Genomic DNA, 2418 nt, shown 5'->3' on the forward strand with positions numbered 1-2418 from the left:
TACGGCGGTCATAGCGGTGGGGAAACGCCCGGTCCCATTCCGAACCCGGAAGCTAAGGCCACCTGCGCCGATGGTACTGCACTCGACAGGGTGTGGGAGAGTAGGACACCGCCGGAACATCCTTTCCCGAAGGCCCCCAACATGGTTGGGGGCCTTCGGCGTTTCCCACGAAAGAGTCGGTCGGCGAATGCCTCTGCCGGCTGGAGGATCGACACAGACACAGGCCCCCAGCCGATGGCTGGGGGCATGTGTCGTCTCCGGTACGGCTCAGTTCCTGCCGGTGGTGTCGGGCGATCCGCCGATCACGCCCGCGGCTTCGAGTTCCGAGAGCTCGGCGCGGGAGACGCCGAGACCGGTGAGGATCTCGGCGGTGTGTTCACCGAGCAGCGGTGCGGGGGCGCGGTGCCATCGCGCGGGGCCGGCGGAGAAGCGGGCGGGCAGGGTGCTGTAGCGGGCCGGTGGCAGGACCGGGTGGTGGACGGTTTCGAAGAAGCCACGGGCGATCAGCGGAGGCAGGTCGCCCTGGCGGTGTGGTTGGCGGACGGGGGCCACCGGGACACCCGCGGGCCAGAGGGTTTCGACCACCTCCTCATCGGTACGTTCGGCGCACCAGGCGGCGAGTTCGGCGTCGATCTCGTCGTGGTGTGCCCGGCGGCCCGCGGCGGTGTCGAGGTCGGTGGAGGCAGCCCAGGCGGGGTCGCCGATGGCTTTGCGGAGCGACTGCCAGTGCGCGTCGGTTTCGACGGCGACGGCGACCCAGCGGTCACGGCCGCCGAACTCGTCGGCACCCGCGCAGCGATAGAGGTTCTGGGGCGCGGCCGCCGGGCCGCGGTTGCCCTGGTGGCGGAGCAGGATGCCGTAGGCGGAGTACTCGACGACCTGTTCGGCGGCGACGCTCAGCGCGGCCTCCACCATGGCGGCCTCCACCAGGACGCCGCGGCCGGTGGTGCGGCGATGCTCGAGCGCGAGCAGCAGGGCGACGAGAGCGTGGATGCCCGCGTTCGGGTCGCCGATGGAGTAGGGCTGCACCGGATTGGCGTCGGAATGGCCGGTGAGAGCGGTGATCCCGGAGGTGTCCTCGATGACATAGGCGAAGGCGGGGTTGTCGCGCCACGGACCGGTGAGTCCGAAACCGGGCATGCGGACCATGATGCCGTCGGGGCGCAGTGCGCGGTAGACGTCGTGGTCGAGGCCGATCTGTTCCATGACCCGCGGGGTGTAGTTCTCCACGACGACGTCGCAGGTGGCGGCCAGGCGGCGCAGCAACGCGCGGCCGCGTTCGTCGCTCCAGTCCAGGGTGATGCTCTTCTTGCCGGTGTTCAGGCCGGCGAAGATCGGGGAGCGTTCCCACCATCGGTCCTCGCCGGCCGGCACGCCGGCGATGAGGCGGGTGCCGTCGGGTCGGGTGGCGGATTCGACGTGGACGACCTCGGCGCCGAGCATGGCCAGGACGTGGGTGCAGGAGGGACCCGCCCAGAAGGTGGTCACATCGAGGACGCGCATGCCGCGCAAGGGCAACGGGTCGGGGGCGGCACGCCCGGAGGTGGCGACGCGGGCCGGAGGCCGGTGGCGGTAGTGGTCGGTGTGCTCGCCGAGCCGGGGGGCAGGCGCAGGCGGACGCAGCAGCGGGGGAGCGCCGCGGAACGGGGCGGCGGGCCGCAGGAAGCCTGCCGGGTCGGTGACGAAGGCGCCGCGCTCGGCGTGGTGGTCCAGCAGCGGGGCGTTGGCGCCGTCGGCGACGAGGCCGTGCGGGACGCGGAACGCGGTGGCCAGGGCGCGGATCGCGTCGACGGGCTGGGCGGCGAACCAGGCCTCGATCTCCTCGGCGTGCTTCAGGGCGCGCTCGGTGATGGTCAGGTCGGTGTCCTGGTCGATCCACTCCGGGTGCCCGACGATCGCGCACAGGTCGAACCACTGTTGGGCGGTGCCGCACCCCACCGAGACCAGGCCGTCGGCGGCCGTCGCGACGCCGGGCACGGTGCGTCGGCGACGCGTGCGGAAGGGGCGGCCGAGCGCGTCGTGGAAGGTGACGGGGAAGTAGGTGAGGCCGAGGATCTGGGTCTCTAGCATCGACAGGTCGACCAGTTCGCCGGTGTCGGAGCCGGCGCAGCGCGCGCGGGAGATCAGCGTGGCCGCACAGGCTTGGGCGCCGGCGAACCACTCGCCGATGCGGCCGCCGACGTGGACGGGCGGGCGGTCGGGGTCGCCGCGGCCGAGGCCGATGATGCCGCCGGACCAGGCCTGGAGGGTGAACTCGGTGGCGGGACGATCCGCCCACGGGCTGTCGAGCCCGAAGGCGGTGACGGCGGTGACGATCGTGTGCGGGTGGGCGTGCCTGATCGTTGCCGGAGCCAGCGCGGGCAGTTCGGCCACCGGGGAACCCGGTGACCACACCACCACGTCCGCACCGGCCAGCAG

Annotated in this window: 1 protein-coding gene and 1 rRNA gene; one reads left to right on the top strand and one right to left on the bottom strand. The window is 72.4% G+C overall.

Annotated features, from left to right (window positions below; translation table 11 throughout):
* Positions 1–117 (top strand): 5S ribosomal RNA (rrf, locus tag QH283_RS04350).
* A 150-nt stretch (positions 118–267) separates the two neighbouring features.
* On the opposite strand, the gene QH283_RS04355 is transcribed toward rrf, so the two are convergent.
* The coding region (locus QH283_RS04355; RefSeq protein WP_280501725.1) for a CaiB/BaiF CoA-transferase family protein at positions 268–2418 on the bottom strand (2151 nt) is incomplete at its 5' end.

It is taken from the genome of Nocardia farcinica (genome assembly GCF_029867845.1).
GTDB lineage: Bacteria > Actinomycetota > Actinomycetes > Mycobacteriales > Mycobacteriaceae > Nocardia > Nocardia farcinica_A.